The 17,150-nt window shown below is 45.6% G+C and carries 18 protein-coding genes; 2 read left to right on the forward strand and 16 right to left on the reverse strand.

Annotation, left to right across the window (positions count from 1 at the left end; translation table 11 throughout):
• Positions 1-47: 47 nt before the first annotated feature.
• The 9 genes from yajC to iolG all read right to left on the reverse strand — a co-directional run bounded on the left by yajC (position 48) and on the right by iolG (position 7,510).
• The gene (gene yajC / locus SC79_RS08125) at positions 48-314 is read right to left on the reverse strand and encodes a preprotein translocase subunit YajC (protein ID WP_003237527.1); all 267 of its coding nucleotides are present in this window, start codon (positions 312-314) and stop codon (positions 48-50) included.
• Between the two features lie 40 nt (positions 315-354).
• Entirely contained in the window at positions 355-1,500 is a 1,146-nt protein-coding gene (gene tgt, locus SC79_RS08130) for a tRNA guanosine(34) transglycosylase Tgt (protein ID WP_039074628.1), read from the reverse strand.
• A 26-nt stretch (positions 1,501-1,526) separates the two neighbouring features.
• Positions 1,527-2,555, reverse strand: coding sequence for a tRNA preQ1(34) S-adenosylmethionine ribosyltransferase-isomerase QueA (gene queA / locus SC79_RS08135; protein WP_010331018.1), 1,029 nt, complete (start codon positions 2,553-2,555; stop codon positions 1,527-1,529).
• A gap of 29 nt (positions 2,556-2,584) precedes the next feature.
• Complete coding sequence (locus SC79_RS08140) at positions 2,585-2,785, reverse strand: DUF2905 domain-containing protein (protein WP_039074629.1); 201 nt, start codon at positions 2,783-2,785, stop codon at positions 2,585-2,587.
• Complete coding sequence (ruvB, locus tag SC79_RS08145; protein WP_039074630.1) at positions 2,778-3,782, reverse strand: Holliday junction branch migration DNA helicase RuvB; 1,005 nt, start codon at positions 3,780-3,782, stop codon at positions 2,778-2,780. Before ruvB ends, SC79_RS08140 begins: the two co-directional genes overlap by 8 nt.
• A gap of 10 nt (positions 3,783-3,792) precedes the next feature.
• Positions 3,793-4,398 (reverse strand): Holliday junction branch migration protein RuvA, encoded by a 606-nt coding sequence (gene ruvA, locus SC79_RS08150; protein ID WP_010331021.1) that lies wholly within the window; start codon positions 4,396-4,398, stop codon positions 3,793-3,795.
• A gap of 138 nt (positions 4,399-4,536) precedes the next feature.
• Entirely contained in the window at positions 4,537-5,049 is a 513-nt protein-coding gene (bofC, locus tag SC79_RS08155; protein ID WP_039074631.1) for a sporulation cell-cell signaling protein BofC, read from the reverse strand.
• Between the two features lie 47 nt (positions 5,050-5,096).
• Entirely contained in the window at positions 5,097-6,404 is a 1,308-nt protein-coding gene (locus SC79_RS08160; protein ID WP_039074632.1) for an MFS transporter, read from the reverse strand.
• A gap of 80 nt (positions 6,405-6,484) precedes the next feature.
• Positions 6,485-7,510, reverse strand: a complete 1,026-nt coding sequence (iolG, locus tag SC79_RS08165; RefSeq protein WP_039074633.1) for an inositol 2-dehydrogenase — start codon at positions 7,508-7,510, stop codon at positions 6,485-6,487.
• 234 nt (positions 7,511-7,744) lie between these two features.
• Here iolG and SC79_RS08170 point away from each other — a divergent pair, with 234 nt between their 5' ends.
• A complete protein-coding gene (locus SC79_RS08170) occupies positions 7,745-8,392 on the forward strand; it encodes a phosphotransferase (RefSeq protein ID WP_039074634.1) in 648 nt (215 codons plus the stop codon).
• Between the two features lie 44 nt (positions 8,393-8,436).
• On the opposite strand, the gene SC79_RS20940 is transcribed toward SC79_RS08170, so the two are convergent.
• On the reverse strand, positions 8,437-8,559 hold the full coding sequence (locus tag SC79_RS20940) for a hypothetical protein (RefSeq protein WP_010330286.1): 123 nt from the start codon (positions 8,557-8,559) through the stop codon (positions 8,437-8,439).
• Between the two features lie 652 nt (positions 8,560-9,211).
• Here SC79_RS20940 and SC79_RS08175 point away from each other — a divergent pair.
• Positions 9,212-10,666 (forward strand): alanine/glycine:cation symporter family protein, encoded by a 1,455-nt coding sequence (locus SC79_RS08175; RefSeq protein ID WP_039074635.1) that lies wholly within the window; start codon positions 9,212-9,214, stop codon positions 10,664-10,666.
• Positions 10,667-10,707: 41 nt separating this feature from the next.
• On the opposite strand, the gene SC79_RS08180 is transcribed toward SC79_RS08175, so the two are convergent.
• The 6 genes from SC79_RS08180 to nadB form a co-directional block, all read right to left on the reverse strand.
• Positions 10,708-11,430, reverse strand: a complete 723-nt coding sequence (locus tag SC79_RS08180) for a YebC/PmpR family DNA-binding transcriptional regulator (protein ID WP_039074636.1) — start codon at positions 11,428-11,430, stop codon at positions 10,708-10,710.
• A 93-nt stretch (positions 11,431-11,523) separates the two neighbouring features.
• A complete protein-coding gene (locus SC79_RS08185) occupies positions 11,524-12,120 on the reverse strand; it encodes a YhcN/YlaJ family sporulation lipoprotein (RefSeq protein ID WP_039074637.1) in 597 nt (198 codons plus the stop codon).
• Between the two features lie 146 nt (positions 12,121-12,266).
• Positions 12,267-13,433 carry a spore coat assembly protein SafA gene (gene safA / locus SC79_RS08190; protein ID WP_039074638.1) on the reverse strand — a complete coding sequence of 389 codons (1,167 nt, stop codon included), beginning with the start codon at positions 13,431-13,433 and terminating at the stop codon, positions 12,267-12,269.
• A gap of 115 nt (positions 13,434-13,548) precedes the next feature.
• On the reverse strand, positions 13,549-14,655 hold the full coding sequence (gene nadA, locus SC79_RS08195; protein WP_039074639.1) for a quinolinate synthase NadA: 1,107 nt from the start codon (positions 14,653-14,655) through the stop codon (positions 13,549-13,551).
• Positions 14,642-15,511 (reverse strand): carboxylating nicotinate-nucleotide diphosphorylase, encoded by an 870-nt coding sequence (nadC, locus tag SC79_RS08200; RefSeq protein ID WP_039074640.1) that lies wholly within the window; start codon positions 15,509-15,511, stop codon positions 14,642-14,644. The genes nadA and nadC overlap by 14 nt, the downstream gene beginning before the upstream one ends.
• Positions 15,465-17,057, reverse strand: a complete 1,593-nt coding sequence (gene nadB / locus SC79_RS08205) for an L-aspartate oxidase (RefSeq protein WP_039074641.1) — start codon at positions 17,055-17,057, stop codon at positions 15,465-15,467. The genes nadC and nadB overlap by 47 nt, the downstream gene beginning before the upstream one ends.
• Positions 17,058-17,150: the final 93 nt, after the last annotated feature.

Below are 17,150 nucleotides of genomic sequence, written 5' to 3' on the forward strand. Positions count from 1 at the left end.
GCGGAATCATCCGCTCTTTTTTTGTTTGCTATGTATAGCTCCTGCTGTTATTCAGCAGCAGAAACTTCTCTGATCGCGCGGCGGTCGAACGTTAGACGTGTGTTTTCACCAGTCTTAATGACGACTTTGCTTTCGTCGATAGAGTCAACAGTGCCGTGCAATCCCCCGATTGTCACTACTGAATCGCCTTTTTTCAGTTCCTCCTGCATTTGGCGCACAGCCTTTTGCTGTTTTTGCTGAGGACGAATCAGCAAGAAATAAAGGACCGCAAACATTAAAATAATAGGAACCAATGTACCTAAAGTGCCTGTCATAATTTTCACCCCTTTCTGTAAGCCAGTGATTAATTTTTATTTAGAAGCTTTTCGCATTTGGCTTGTTGTAGCCGTAACGCTCAAAGAACTCTTCTCTGAAATCACCCAGACGATCCTCACGAATAGCCTGTCTCACCTGCTCCATTAAGTGTAACAGAAAATGAAGGTTATGATAAGTTGTTAATCGAAGGCCCAATGTTTCGTTGCAGCGGATCAAATGTCTGATATACGCGCGTGTGTAGTTTTTACATGTGTAGCAATCACACTCTTCATCAATCGGACGGAAATCTCTTTCGAATTTTGCATTTTTCATATTGAGACGGCCATCAGCGGTAAACACTGTGCCATTTCTTGCAATCCGAGTAGGCAGCACACAGTCAAACATATCGACCCCGCGGATCGCCCCATCGATCAGCGCGTCCGGAGAACCGACCCCCATCAGATATCTTGGTTTATCCTTCGGCAAAAGCGGTGTTGTAAACTCAAGCACACGATTCATGACATCCTTCGGTTCACCTACAGATAATCCGCCTATAGCATATCCCGGAAAATCAAGAGAAATCAAGTCTTTCGCGCTTTGCGTGCGAAGATCTTCATATTCTCCGCCTTGCACGATGCCAAACAGCCCTTGTTCATCCTGACGGGTGTGGGCATTCAGACAGCGTTCCGCCCAGCGGCTTGTCCGCTCAACTGAGCGCTTCATATAATCGTACTCTGCCGGATATGGCGGGCATTCATCAAACGCCATCATAATATCAGAGCCGAGTGCGTTTTGGATCTCCATCGCTTTTTCCGGAGATAAAAACAGCTTGTCCCCATTTAAGTGATTGCGGAAATGGACGCCCTCTTCCTCTATATTACGAAACTTGCTCAAAGAAAAGACCTGAAAACCGCCTGAATCTGTTAAAATCGCGCGGTCCCAATTCATAAATTGATGGAGCCCGCCCGCTTCTTTCACAATATCCTGGCCCGGTCGGAGCCACAGGTGATACGTGTTGCTTAAAATGATGCCCGCATCCATTGCTTTCAGCTCTTCAGGCGACATCGTTTTGACTGTCGCCAGTGTGCCCACCGGCATAAAAACAGGCGTTTCAAAGGAGCCATGGGGCGTATGCACTTTGCCCAGCCGCGCCCCTGTTTGTTTGCATTCTTTTATAAATTCATAGCGTATTGGTTGTTCAGCCACTTTTGGTGAGGCCTCCTGTTCTCAAATTATAGAATCAGCATCGCGTCTCCGAAGCTGAAGAAACGGTATTCCTCTTCCACCGCATGGTTATAGGCGCGCAGAACGTTTTCTCTTCCCGCAAGCGCACTGACCAGCATAATCAATGACGATTTAGGCAGATGGAAGTTTGTAATCATTCCGTCAATGGCTTTAAATTCATAGCCCGGATAAATAAAGATAGATGTCCAGCCGCTTGATGCTTTAAATTGTCCGTCATGCTCCCCGGCAATCGTTTCAAGCGTGCGTGTCGAAGTTGTGCCGACGGAAATGATTCGGCCGCCCTTTTCCCTTACTTTGTTTAAGGCCGCAGCCGTTTCTTCTGACATTTGATAAAACTCCGCATGCATATTATGCTCTTCAACGTCATCGGCACTCACAGGGCGAAACGTGCCAAGGCCTACGTGAAGAGTAATGAACTCAATTTGCACACCTTTGTCTTTCAATTGCTGCAAGATTTCTTCCGTGAAGTGAAGGCCTGCAGTAGGCGCTGCGGCAGAGCCGATTTCTTTTGAAAACACTGTTTGGTAGCGCTCTCTGTCATCAAGCTGTTCTTTGATATATGGCGGGAGCGGCATCTCTCCAAGGGATTCCAGCACCTCATAGAAAATGCCTTCATATTGAAATTCTACTTTTCTGCCGCCGTGCTCAAGCTCATCCGTACAGACTGCCTTTAATCTTCCGTCTCCAAACGTCACTACGGTTCCCTTTTTCACCCGTTTCGCCGGTTTGACAAGCGTTTCCCATTTGTCACCAGCTTCTTGTTTGAGCAAAAGAAGTTCCACTTTCGCGCCGGTATCCTCTTTTGTTCCGAATAACCGCGCCGGGAGCACACGGGTATTGTTCAGCACAAGGCAATCTCCTTCTTTAAAGAAGCTGATAATATGCTTAAACGAGCTGTCAGTCAGCTCTCCCGTATGTTTATCAAGCACCATCAGCCTTGAAGCATCACGCTGTTCCAACGGCACTTGTGCAATTAAACGTTCCGGTAATTCAAAATCAAATAAATCGACTTTCATGATGATTTCACCTTTATTCTAGTCTTTTGTTATTTCATTCTGCCGAAAAGAGTAAGCAAAATTGATAATACCACACTTATGATGATACAAGTGACAACCGGGAAGAAAAACGTGACATTTCCCTTTTTCACAAAAATATCTCCCGGCATCTTGCCGACAACATGCAACACCGCTCCGATGATAAGCAAAACAGCACCAAGAATCATAATGATCTTAGGGAATTCAGTCATATCGGGGAGCCTCCATTTGGAAGTGATGATAAACGGCCGGTGTCACGATCCTTCCACGCGGCGTTCTTTGGATAAAACCAATTTGCAGCAGATACGGTTCGTAGACGTCTTCAATCGTATGCGGTTCTTCGCCGATCGTGGCTGAAATGGTATCAAGACCCACAGGTCCTCCGTTAAACTTTTCGATCATGCCCATCAGGAGCTTGTGGTCAATATGGTCCAAACCGAGACGGTCAACCTGAAGCCGCTCCAGCGCATCCTGCGAAATCTCTTCCGTAATCCGGCTGTCACCCAGCACCTGGGCAAAATCGCGGACCCTTCTCAGCAGGCGGTTCGCTACGCGGGGCGTCCCTCTCGATCTTCTCGCGATTTCAAGAGCAGACGGGTGATCAATCTCAACCTCGAATACGTCAGCGGTTCTTGTGACAATGTCCGCCAGCTCTTCTTGCGTATAGTATTCAAGTCGCGACATCACGCCGAATCGATCTCTTAACGGCGCCGTCAAAAGCCCTACCCTCGTCGTGGCGCCTACAAGCGTAAAAGGCGGCAAGTCGAGCCGGACGGAGCGGGCAGAGGGGCCTTTACCGATCACAATATCCAGACAAAAGTCTTCCATCGCAGGATAAAGCACCTCTTCAATTGATCTGTGCAGCCTATGTATTTCATCAATAAATAATACATCACCCGGCTCCAGTGCCGTTAATATGGCGGCCAAATCACCAGGTCTTTCAATCGCAGGCCCTGACGTCGTCCGCAATTCCACTCCCATTTCATTAGCAACAATGGAAGCAAGCGTCGTTTTCCCAAGTCCCGGCGGCCCGTACAGAAGAACATGATCCAGCGTCTCCTGTCTCATTTTTGCCGCGTCTATAAATACGCGCAAATTTTCTTTCACCTTATGCTGCCCGATATACTGCGCCAGATTTTGCGGCCTCAAACTTTGCTCTATCATTGATTCATGGTTGTCTGCTTCACTTGAGACGAGCCGTTCATCCATGAACATCACCTTACTTCAATAGTTTTTGTAATGCTTTTTTCACATATTGGTCTGTTGTCAGTCCAGCTTCTTCGTTTAAGTGAGGAAGCACCTTTTTGATTTCTTTTTCAGCGTAACCGAGAACCCTGAGGGCCTCAAGCGCTTCTTCGAGAGCCGTTTCTGCTGTTTGCTTTTCAAGCCTTTCTTCATGATTAAACAGGTTTTCAATCATTTCAGGCACGACATCAGCGAGCTTTCCTTTTAAATCAAGAATAATCTGGCGCGCGGTTTTCTTTCCTACACCAGGAAACTTGACCAAAAAGGCTTCATCCTCATTTTCAATCGCTTGGATAACCGCTCCAGGATCACCTGAGCCTAAAATGGCGAGTGCCCCTTTTGGACCGATTCCGGTCACGTTTAACAGCTTTGTAAAGAGCGCCTTCTCCTCTCTTGTTGAAAAACCGTAGAGCGAAAAAGCATCCTCTCTGATATGATGGTACGTAAAAATCGTCTCTTTGTTTCTCTCCTTGTATATAAACGGATTCGGCGTGAAGATCTGATAGCCAATGCCGCCGTTCTCTATCACAATATATTGGGGAGATACATAATCAATCGTCCCTTTTACAAATTCGATCACGCAAATTCACCTCTTTGACTGTTCTTCATTGTACCATAAAAACAGCCAAAGTCTCATAGAAAAGTTAACATACGTTCGCTTCTCTCTCATTCTTTCACGAAAAAAAAGACATGAATACATGTCTTCAATCAGCGGACGTCAACCGCTGTATGTCTTCATATGTTCTATTACGTCCTCAAACTCCGCTTTCGTCCGAAATGGAATGCCTTTCAGCAGATTTTTTTGCATATGGCTCTCCAGCCTTTCTAAATCAATTTGAAAAAAAGACTGAATCGGTTCGGAATCTGACTCAGGCCGCCCATGAAAGGTGGAAATCACGCCATGATCCGATACACCGATATACCCGTTCACCTTGCTGAGCGGAGAAATATCATCCATTTGCTTCCGGAAGAGTACATAGCCCTTTTTTTGTTCGACAAGCGTCCAGCCGGCATAAGCTGCCCAAAAATCATCCATAGAAAGCACTTTTTCATGCTTATGCTCAATGCTGACATCGCCGTCCAAATACACTTTTTCAAGCTGCACATGCACCTGCAGCGGCTCATAGTGCTCCACTTCCGCCCCTAATGCGCGGGGAGGAGCGCCTATTAGAAATGCTGCGGCTGAGCAAAAAATGCCCAGCAAAAGATACGCCGTGCTGAATCGTTTCACCCTCTACACCTCTTTGCACACGTTTATGACTAGTTTGACCAAAGAGGTTACTGCTTAACCGTTTTCTCGAAATTTGTTTGCGCGTTTTCTCTGACAAGCCGTTCCTCCGTCAAGACATCGGCGCTTTGCTCAGAAATCGTCAAGAATTGCGTCAGAAAAGCACTGAAAAAATACAATGCCGCAAAGATCCAAATCACCCCGCCTGCACCGAGCGGACCAATGAAAAGACTGACGATGCCTGGCGCGATAAACGCACATAAACCAGAACCTAAATTCAACACTGACATGGCAGCCCCTTTATTACCAGGTGCAAGCGTCGGCAAAAGCGCGCTTAATGGCACGTACCCAGCCAATGCCGCACCGTAACAGCAAGCGATCACCATCAGCACCCAAAACTGATGCCCGATCAACTGAGGCGTGTAATAAAGCGCCAGCGTAAAAATCCCGCACCCGACACCGCCAAACCACATCACAGTATTGCGCCAGCCAAGTTTATCTCCGACTGCACCAAAAATGATGTTACATACAATATTCACAAAAAACAGCGTCCCCCATATTTGCAGCCATTCCGAAACGGAATACCCGTAACGCGCTAAATAAGTAGGAAGAAAGATGGCAAATCCGAATTGCCCTATGGCATTAATTGTCTTGACCACTCCGCCAATGCCGACCTTAGGGTTTTCAAACATAATTGTAAACGCCTTCGACAGTTCTTTCCATTTCGGCTGATCTGGTTGGTGTACAGGTGTGAATGTATCTCTATTAAAAAATAAGGCGAGGAATCCGCCTGCCGCCACAAATAACAAAGCGCTCCAAAGCGTATTGATTTCTCCAAAGGCCGGAACCGCATAGCTGGAATAGAACGGCCCGAGCACGTTAAGGCCGCACGTAAACATAAACCAAAACCAGCCGACAGCTTTTCCGAGAATACGATGAGAGGTGCTGTATGACACCCACACGAGAAAAGAGTATGCAAACAGCGGATATCCCAAGCCTCTAAGTGCATAGCTGCCTAAGAGAGCCGGATAATGCATATGAGGAATCGCCCAGCCGATAAAAGCAACCGAACCGAGGATAAATGCAAGCAAACCGACAGTCATCGTTTTTCTTGGCCCCCAAGTTTGGACAAACGTGCCCGAAAGCCAAGCCGAGATGGTGACTGCAATGCCGTACATGGTAAATAAAGATGCGGATTGCTGCATGCTGAGACCGTGATCAACAAGAAAAGGAGACAGCCAGCCTTGTTCGAGCCCGTCTCCAACCATAAAGATGACAACGCCAATATAACCCCAAACCATGTGAGAAGGAATTCCGATTTTGTTCAAAATAGTTCCTTTACCTTGTGCTGTATTCATTTTCTCCACCGCCTGCTTAAAGTATCAAAGTATCGATGGAGGTTATATACCCAAGCTTTGTGACTGTTAATCCTGCTTGCTCAAAACGCGATTTTTTCATTGTGCTCGACACTGACAGGCATACCGATAGCAAGAGACTGCTGAGCCGCTCTGGCGATCCGCTCCGCTTGAAAACCGTCGTTGCCCGTGCAGGCAATTTCCCGGTTTGTGCCGATCGCTTCTGCAAACCGAATCATCTCCTCCTCATACGCATCCTTATAGCGCTCAAGGAAAAAGAAATGCGGTTTATCCTTCATCACGAAATCAGCCGTTGACACTTCGACTGTCGTCGGCCTGCTGTTGTCTGCCGCTGCCGAGCCTTTCGTCCCGAAAACCTCGACTCGCTGGTCATATCCGTACACAGCTTGACGGCTGTTGTCAATCACAGCCATGGCACCGTTTTCAAATGTCAGTGTAATGACAGCGGTATCAATATCTCCCAGCTCTGCAAAGGATGGATTCACCAAAGCCGCTCCTTTTGCATACACTTCCGTCACTTCACTTCCCATAATATATCTGGCCATATCAAAATCATGGATCGACATATCCATAAACAACCCGCCAGAAGTGCGGAGATAATCTACATATGGGGGTTCTGGGTCCCGCGACGTGATTTTTAACAAGTGAGGCGTACCAATTTCACCATTTTCAACAATGGTTTTGATTTTTTTAAAATGAGGATCAAAACGGCGGTTAAAGCCGACTTGAAGTGCAACTCCGTGTTTTCGGACGGCCGCAAGCGCTTCTTTGGTTTCATCTAGAGAAAAACTGATAGGCTTCTCACAAAAAATATGTTTTTTCGCCTCTGCCGCTTCCCTGATCATCTGTGCATGCGTGGCTGTCGGTGAGCAAATAAGAACAGCTTCAATATCAGGGTCATGCAATAAATCACGATAGTCAGAGGTTATGTATTCAATCTGATGGCTCTCAGCCCAGCTTTTTAGATCGCTTGCCTGATTATCAGAGACCGCCTTTATTTTCATATGAGGAATTCGGCCGATATTTTGAACATGAAGTTTGCCGATGCGTCCAGCACCGATAATCCCTGTCACAATCTGTTTTGTCATTGCTTGTTCCCCCTTGAACATTACGAAAGCGCTTCATTTTAAATTAATACTATCCCATTTGTAAGCGCTTTTCAAGAATGGAAATGATCGCTCTATGTCTCTTTTATCACAATCAAGGCTTATAGATAGCCTTCCTCTTCAAGACCAGATACACTAGATATAGGCTCTTTTTCCGAACAGTTTATGATTTTCCTGCAAACAGCTGCATAAAATAGAGCAAAGAAGGTGAATGAAATGCTGACAAAAGCAGAGGCACTGGCCCATTCAGTCATATACCGCAAGAACAGCAGATTTGATAAAGTCATAGAAAAGTCTGAAGAATTAACACTAATCGGCAAGGGAAGAAGCGCCTATGTATTTGCCTTAACAGAAGGCAATCGAAACATGGCGCTGAAAGTATTTTTTCCAGAGTATCAAGCGACAGCCATCAAAGAAGCCGCGATCTATGAAAAATTAGCCGGGTCCGCATTCTACCCTGACATTTACGAAACTGGTGATTCATTTATTCTCATGGAATATATAAAAGGTGAAACCTTTTATAACTGTTTGAAGAAAGGCATTGCGATCAATGACGACATGATTCAGCAGGTTGAAGAAGCACTGTCTGACGCCCGGGCAGCCGGTCTGAATCCGTCAGACATTCATTTGCGGAATTTGATATTGACTGAAACCGGCACAGTGCGGGTGATTGACGTTGCAAGATTCGAACAGACCAAAACGTGTACGCAGTGGAACGATTTAAAATCAGCGTACCATGCGCTCTACAAAAAACCGATATTCCCCAAAAAGATTCCGGGTTTTTGGCTGGAAATTATCGCATTTTTATATAAAAAAGATTGGTTTCAAAAGCATTTCGCACAGCGGAAAAGAAAATATTCTTAAATTGAAAAGGCAGCCGCTTGAGCGGCTGCCTTTTCAATTTATATTTACTTTCTGCCAGCAGAAATCATTTTCATTTGTTCAGGTGACAGCTTAATCAGATAGCCCCTCACAGTTAAGTAAACCGCTTTTGAGTCTTCCTCTCTGGAATGACAATACATTTTCTCCATTTCTGTCTCCCCCACCCTTTATTTGTTTATTTCATCATACCAGCCCTTTATTGAGCAGATTTTAAGGAAATGTAAAGATCGTATGAAGGAGAAAATACAGAAGTTCACACATGAATATGCCGTAAAATCCAACTTATCATATTGTTTTCCTCGATATCGCCGGTTGTCAGTCATCTGTTAAACTCTTATGTATCCCGTAATACCTTGAGCTTAGAGCGGCCAGAGGCGAACTTGTGAATGAAAACAATCTATCTACGGTAATGATCTAGACAGCAGTCCCATCCTAATCAATCACAATACTATGAAAATCGGCCATCACGCTTTACATGATATGGATGAAACGTATGAATGATGATCATCGGATACATACAGATCCGCCGCAGGCGACACTGAAGTGATGAAACATGAGTCAAGATAAACAGAACTAGTGAAAGACGACCTAATTATAGATTGACGTAGCTTGGCCATTTGCTGTTAAAGGACTTTAGCAAAAATTCCCTCAGTTGCCTTATAAAACAACGCGGCATCTCCTTTTCTCCCTCGTATTGATAATTACCCGTTATATAATGTGACAAATCAATTGTAGAAATAGTTCAATTAGCCCAAAATCCTTGTTATATATGTATTCTATATGTAGCGAGGAGGAAGCTTGATGGAAGATTTTGTTACTCATTTAAACGCGGTCTTATGGAGTACGCCCGTCATTTATATGTTATTGGGAGTCGGATTGATCTTTTCTATTATGACTCGTTTTTTACAAGTCAGACATTTGAAAGAAATGATTGTTCTGATGTTCAAAGGGAAGAGCTCTAAAGCCGGTGTTTCTTCTTTTCAAGCATTATCGATTGCACTGTCCGGCCGAGTGGGAACAGGAAACATTGCGGGTGTGGCGACAGCAATCGCCTTCGGCGGACCCGGTGCGGTGTTTTGGATGTGGGCGATTGCCTTTATCGGTGCGGCGAGCGCCTTTGTTGAGTCAACTCTTGCCCAAATGTACAAAGTGAAACAAGACGGCCAATATCGAGGCGGCCCCGCTTATTATATCGAAAAAGGATTAGGCATTAAGTGGTTTGCCATCATATTTGCCGCCGCTGCCCTTATTGCAATGGCCCTGCTGATGCCGGGCGTACAGTCCAACTCTATTGCGGCCGGCGTCCAAAATGCATTTGGCATTTCTCCTGCCATCACAGGCGGTGTTCTCGTTTTATTGTTAGGATTTATCATTTTTGGCGGCATCAAGCGTATTGCCAGTGCTGCGCAAATGATTGTTCCGTTTATGGCCATTGGCTATATCCTGCTGTCTTTCATCATTATTGTTATGAATATTTCTGAATTGCCTGCAGTGATTTCATTAATTTTCAAAAGCGCGTTTGCATTGGATTCCGCTTTTGGCGGCCTAATCGGCATGGCGATTTCTTGGGGTGTCAAACGAGGCATTTACTCAAACGAAGCCGGCCAGGGAACAGGCCCGCATCCGGCGGCGGCCGCAGAAGTTTCCCATCCGGTCAAACAGGGGCTGGTTCAGGCATTTTCGGTTTATATTGACACCTTATTTGTGTGTTCCGCTACAGCTTTCATGATCCTATTTACCGGGATGTACAATACCCAATCTGCAGATGGTTCTTTTATCGTACATCATCTTAAAGGCGTAGAGGCTGGACCTGGTTTCACTCAAGCGGCCATTGACAACGTCCTTCCCGGATTTGGCGCTGGTTTTGTTGCTATCGCTTTATTCTTCTTCGCATTTACAACGATTATGGCGTATTACTATATCGCAGAAACAAATATCGCCTATTTAGCCCGAGGCAGGGATGGCAAATGGGCCATATTTGGATTAAAACTGATTATTTTAGCCGCGACCTTCTACGGAACAGTAAAAACAGCTTCACTTGCTTGGGCATTAGGTGATGCAGGGCTTGGCATTATGGTATGGCTGAACGTCATTGCGATCGTACTGCTTGCCAAGCCAGCGCTAATCGCTTTAAAGGATTATGAGCGCCAAAAGAAGCAGGGCTTAGACCCGGTCTTTAATCCGAAAGCGCTGGGCATCAAAAACGCTGATTTCTGGGAGAAAGAATACACACAGGAAAATGAGCGTGTCTCTTGAATACACCAAAACGGGCTCGGTATGATATCGAGCCCGTTTTTCTATGAGCGCCAATTTGTATATACTTCTTGAACATCATCGTCATCTTCAAGGATGTCGATCAATTTTTCCAGCTTCTCAACAGCCTGATCATCGGCTTCCGCATATGTTTTCGGAAGCATGGTCACCTCTGCCGAAGAAATTGGATAGTTCGATTCGAGAGCTGTTTTTACGCCTTCAAAACGCTCGGGCTCCGTTAATACCACATAATGATCTTCTTCTGTCTGCAGCTCTTCTCCACCTGCTTCCAGCACATCAAGCATGAGCTCATCTTCATCTATTTGATGTTCTGTACGGTCAATCGTCATAAATCCCTTCCGTTCAAATAAAAAGGACACACATCCGTTTTCCCCCAAACTTCCGCCATTTTTATGAAATGATGTCCGCACATTTGAAGCTGTTCTGTTTTTGTTATCTGTAACACATTCAACCATGACGGCAACCCCGGATGGGCCGTAGCCCTCATAGGTAATTTCCTCATAGCTGCTTCCGTCTTGGTTCCCAGCGGCTTTTTGAATGGCACGGTCTATATTTTCATTCGGCATATTGGCGCCTTTTGCTTTTTCGATGACAAGACGCAATGCTGAATTTGTTTCGGGATCAGCTCCCCCTTCTCTCGCTGCCACATAGATGTCTTTCGCAAGCTTCATAAATATTTTTCCGCGCTTTGCATCCTGCGCATTTTTCCTTTTTTGTATGTTTTTCCACTTGGAATGGCCAGCCATGCTTTCACCTTCTTTTATCATTTTCTATGTACACTTTAATGTTTGTTTTTCACTGATGCAAAGAAAAAGGCTGCCGAGCGGCAGCCTTACAGTCTAGCGGGTGTTCATTTTGTGCAGCTTTCTGAACAGCCCTTTATCTGTCGATACTTGAACGTCACGGCCATTCGCATAGTTGCGTGCAGCTTTCGTAACATTATCCCTGTCGGACTGAGTGAACTCTCTGTGGCTTCTGACTGCGACAACCACTTTGTCATCCGTTACCATTACTTGTGTGTCAATGACGTTTTTGACTTGTTTCACCCGGTTGGCAATTTTTGCAGCCAGTCTTCTGTTTTCCTGGTTTTCATATCCGTTGTTTGTCGCATTTCGGTTCATGTTTCTGTTATTGGTGTAGTTATTTGTTCCGTCAGTTGCCAAGGGAACACGATCATCAGCAGTAACACCGTTACGGTTATTCACATTAGTCGTGTTTCGATTACCGTCGTTCTGGTCCTCCATTAATTCTGTAACAGGACCATCGTTGTCGACTCCTTCTCCCTGTCTGTCAGCATCATTTTCATTTGTATAATATCCAATTGGACGGGTATTGCCGTTATTGCGCGTATCATTCTGAGCATTATCGTTTGCTCCGCATGCTGTTAAGCCGGCTGTCATTAAAATCAAGCTCGCGATCGTCATTTTTTTACCCAATGGAAAAACCCCCCGTGGACGAATTGAGCATGTTTGCTCTGTATTATCATGCGCGTCCGAGGGGCATGTTAAGCTTGTCAGTTCTGTCCATTTGGCAATAGTCTGCGCGAAACAAAAAAAGGAACGATTTACATCGTTCCAAATCATCACTCATTTTCTTCTTCCGGCCGGCCAAACATTTGGTTGACAGAAGGCTGATTCGCCATTGGCATAGAAGCTCCGGCCGCATATGGATTTGGGTTTGGGTTAGCTACGCCATACGGTGGCATATAAGGGTTTCCATAAGCTCCCGAATAGCCAGGTGCGGAGAAATATGGCTGATGATTATCGTCACAGCCGCAATCGTCGGGATCATTGTATGGCATGTAGCCAGGAGCCGCAGACGGCTGGTATGCTCCCATCACTTGAGGACTCCCATAATAAGGGCCATAGGGCATTTGTCCATACGGAGATCCATAAGCCGGAGATGCGTATTGAGGCGCTCCGTATGAACCGTAATGTCCGTGATGGCTGTTTTCATGATGCTGGTTTTCAAATTGGCCCGGATCATACTGAGGCGATACAAAGCTTGGCTGGTATCCATAAGGCTGAACCATTGGATAAGCTTGTGCCGGATAGTACGGGTAGCATAATCCTGATCCCGGAAGGACTGGTGAAATTGGGACCGGACATGGGACGCAGTGAGCCGGATAATGATAATAAGGCTGAACAGCCGGCCCCGGCATATTCGGAACTGTGTGATGAATATTTTCTTCTTCCATACCGCCTACCTCTGGCGCCTTTGGCATATTAGGCATATTTGGATAATTTGCATTTTCCATATTACTCATAGCCTCCTGTTGTGGAAATTGATCTTGCATGTGATGCATATGATCCATATTTCCGTCATGATGTTTTTTCGGCTCCTCCGGTTTAGGAGGCGACCACGGCTGGAAAAGCTGTTTCATATCATAGTAATCGTTCACATCAGCCTCAGGGTATACATTTTCCTGCAAATTAGGCATCGGCGGGACATACGGCACAGACTCCTTTTCTTTCGGCTTTGTGTCTTCTACGTCAACAACGGACTTAGGCTTTTCTTTCGCATATGGATGTTCTTGCTTCATACTTCCGGCCGATGCCGGACTTTTGCCTGCTAATGGCTCTTTTCTGACTGGGACAGCTTCAGACGGCACTTTTATTTTCATTCCAGGCATGATTAAGTCTGGATTGCTAAGCTGCGTATTGAGTTTTTTCACTTCCTCAATATCAACTCCGTATTTTTCAGCTATTTTCCAGAGCGAATCGCCTTTTTGAACGATATGGATTTTCAACGTTTTCCCCTCCTATGCAAAACGTGAACAGTTCAGCTGAGATTACAATATGTTTCTTCACAACATATGCCCAAACAAAAGAAGTTATGAGTCAGGAGGGGAAATATTTCTGATTCTACGTAATCGAAAGCATATGGTTCAGGGCAAGGAGGGCATCTTGCTGAATGGCTTTCGGCACCTTGATCACGCCTGACGGATCTCCTTTTTCTATTTGTTCCAAAGACCACAGCAAATGCGGCAAATCGATTCGATTCATTGTCAGACACGGGCACATGTCAGGGTTAAGTGATTCGATTTGTTTATCAGGGTGCTCGTGAATGATCCTCTGGACAAGATTCATCTCTGTTCCGATTGCCCACTTGCTTCCCGCCGAAGCCTGGTTGATTGTATCGATAATATATTTTGTTGAACCGCTGTCGTCACTTAGCGTTACGACTTCATGTGAGCATTCCGGGTGTACAATGACCCGAATGTCAGGGTCTCGCTCTTTCACATCATAGATATTTTTCACAGTGAATTTTTCGTGAACTGAGCAATGCCCTTTCCACAAAACCACTTTCACATTCTTATGCTCAGATTCGGTAACTAATTCTTCTTTTATCGGATCCCACACAGCCATATCTTCAAGCCTAATGCCTAGATCATAAGCCGTATTTCTCCCTAAATGCTGATCAGGCAAAAATAAAATTCGTTTTTTCTGTGTAAACGCCCATTCAAGCACTTTTTTCGCGTTTGAAGAAGTCACGGTCGCCCCGCCATGCTTACCGACGAAAGCCTTGATCTCCGCAGTGGAGTTTACATACGTTAAAGGTATGATCGTATCTCCGAAAGTATGCTGAAGCTTCTCCCACGCCCTATTAGTCTGCTGCATGTCAGCCATATCCGCCATAGAACACCCTGCTCTCATATCGGGCAGGATAACCGTTTGTTCCGCGCCTGTCAGCATATCAGCGGTCTCTGCCATAAAGTGCACACCGCAAAATACAATATAATCCGCATCTTTATTTTTTTCCGCGATTTGAGCCAGTTGAAGGGAATCGCCTGTTTGATCAGCAAATTGTATCACTTCATCTTTTTGATAATGATGGCCCGGTATAAAGAGCCTGCTGCCGAACTTTTTCTTAATGGCGGCAACACGAGTTTCCATATCTTTTCTCGACATTCCTTTGTAACCTTCAGGCATCATATCATTCGATTGTTTTATCACATCAAGAATTGACATAATGGCATTCCTCCACAGATTCATTTGATAATGTGACATCCATGCTGATATCTAAACTCTTGACCGAATGTGTCAGAAATCCTAATGATATATAATCCACACCCGTCCCTTTAAAAGCAGCCAAAGTTTCTAACGTAATCCCTCCTGAAGCTTCAGTTTTGATATGGTCCGGTGTGAGAGTTGCGAAATGGCGGACTGTCTCTGGCGGACAGTTGTCAAACATAATAACATCCGCTCCTGCATCTATTGCTTCCCGCAGCTGTTCCTCCGTTTCAATTTCCACTTCGATTTTCACCATATGCCCAGCGGCTCGGCGCGCTTTTTGGCACGCCTCTGTAATAGAGCCGCAGGCCGCAATATGATTATCTTTGATCATGATGCCGTCATATAAGCCGAACCGGTGATTAGACCCGCCGCCGGCTTTGACAGCGTATTTCTCCAGCATTCTCAACCCTGGTGTTGTTTTTCTCGTGTCACAAATTCCAATCTGTTCATCATCCAGCCGCCGAACAGCCTCCCCTGTCATCGTCGCAATTCCAGAAAGCCTCTGAATAAGATTTAATACGACCCGCTCTCCTGATAGAAGCGCAGCTGCCGGACCGCGTAACACGGCAATCACTTCACCTTTTCGCAAAATGTCTCCATCTGTTTTATGTAAACGGGTTTGAACATCTTCGTCTAATAACATAAAGCCTTCTTTTATCACGGCAGCTCCCGCAAAGATGCCATCTGACTTTGCAACAATCTTTGCTTCACAGCTCTGTTCTCCAAATATAGACTGCGATGTAAGATCCCCCATCCCTATATCCTCAAGAAAAAAGTGATTCAGCATTTTTTTCAGCTGTACATGATTCATTTTTCCAAATCCCCTCGTTTTTTCTAATCTTTGTTCCGGTTTTTGTATGGACAATTTGTCTTCCCTGCCAGCGCTCATCAGAGTGAGGAAAGTCGGTGCGAAAGTGGGCCCCTCTGCTTTCCTCCCTCAAAAGCGCGGACGATGTCATTAGTTTTGCAACCTGCCATAAATGAGTAAGCTCCAGCTGAGATATTGTGATATCCTTCACATTTACTTCCTGATAAGGCAGCATATGAAGCCAGTTGCTTAGCTCAACCAAACTGCTTTGTTCCCGCAAGATGGACATGTGGTTTGTCATTCTGCTTTGCAATTCATACATCTCTGTATTCGGCACCCTGTATACTACAGTTTGTGGAGCAGATTGATATCGGCTGTAATAAGCCGGTTTTTGCATCATATGCTCTGCTGCCCTTTTTCCAAACACCAGGGCCTCTAATAAGGAATTGCTCGCAAGCCGGTTTGCTCCGTGTAAACCGGTGCATGAGGTCTCACCAACTGCATAAAGCCCCGGAACTGTCGTTTCCCCCCATTGATTAACTAAAACACCTCCCATCAAGAAATGCATTCCTGGGGCAACAGGTATTTTTCCGCTTTTTATATCAACCCCTGCTTTTTCACAAATAGCGGTGATGGTAGGGAAACGCGCTTCGAAATCAGAAATCGCGCTGCAGTCGATATAAACGCTGTTTCCTTTTGCCATTTCTTCATGAATTACCCGTGAGACGATGTCCCTTGGAGCCAGGTCACCTAAAGGATGCCGTTCAGCCATAACCCGGCGGCCCTGTTCATCAACTAAACATCCTCCTTCCCCTCTTACAGCTTCAGAAACAAGCCCGTAGGAAACACCGTGTTTCACAAGCAGTGTCGGGTGAAATTGAGTAAACTCTAAATCAGTTAGTTCCGCTCCGGCCCGATAAGCCAGTGAAAGACCGTCACCTGTGACAGATGGATCGTTTGTATGGTGAAGAAACAGGCTCCCGCATCCGCCGGCCGCCAGCACCACTTCATCCGCATGCCTTACGTTGATCCGCCCTTGGCTATCTTTTGTCATGACGCCGATACAGCGTCCGTGATCAATTAGTAAATCTACCGCCGTTTCATGCTCGATTAACTCGATTTTGCTGTTGACCTGTTTCAGCAAATACTCGACAAGCAGCCTGCCTGTTGTGTCTCCCCCTGCATGAAAAATGCGGTTGTGCGAGTGGGCTCCTTCTCTGCCAAGACATACATCGCCTTGATCGTTGCGATCGAATGGAAATTCTCTTTCTAATAAGTTTTGAATCATCCATTTCCCATCATGTAAAACGTCTGCTGCAATAGCTAGATCGTTATGCCCGCACCCGGCATACAGCGTATCCTCCAGATGGGCTTCAATTGAATCAAGCTCTGCATAAGCCGCAGCAATTCCGCCTTGTGCATAGACTGAATTGCTGTTTTTGACGCTTTTTTTTGTGATGACAGTCACTTCGTATGAGGGCGGAAACGCTGACGCTAAGGAAAGTGCCGCCGCCCCTGAACCGATGACTGCAACCGTCTTTTTAGACATATGCCACCCTCCTGTTGTTTACACCTGTCTTGACACCTATATTTACACAACGATAGAATAAACTCAAGAGTTTTTTATGAGAACGGATGGAGG

It is taken from the genome of Bacillus sp. MSP13 (genome assembly GCF_000815295.1).
Classification (GTDB): Bacteria; Bacillota; Bacilli; order Bacillales; family Bacillaceae; genus Bacillus; species Bacillus vallismortis.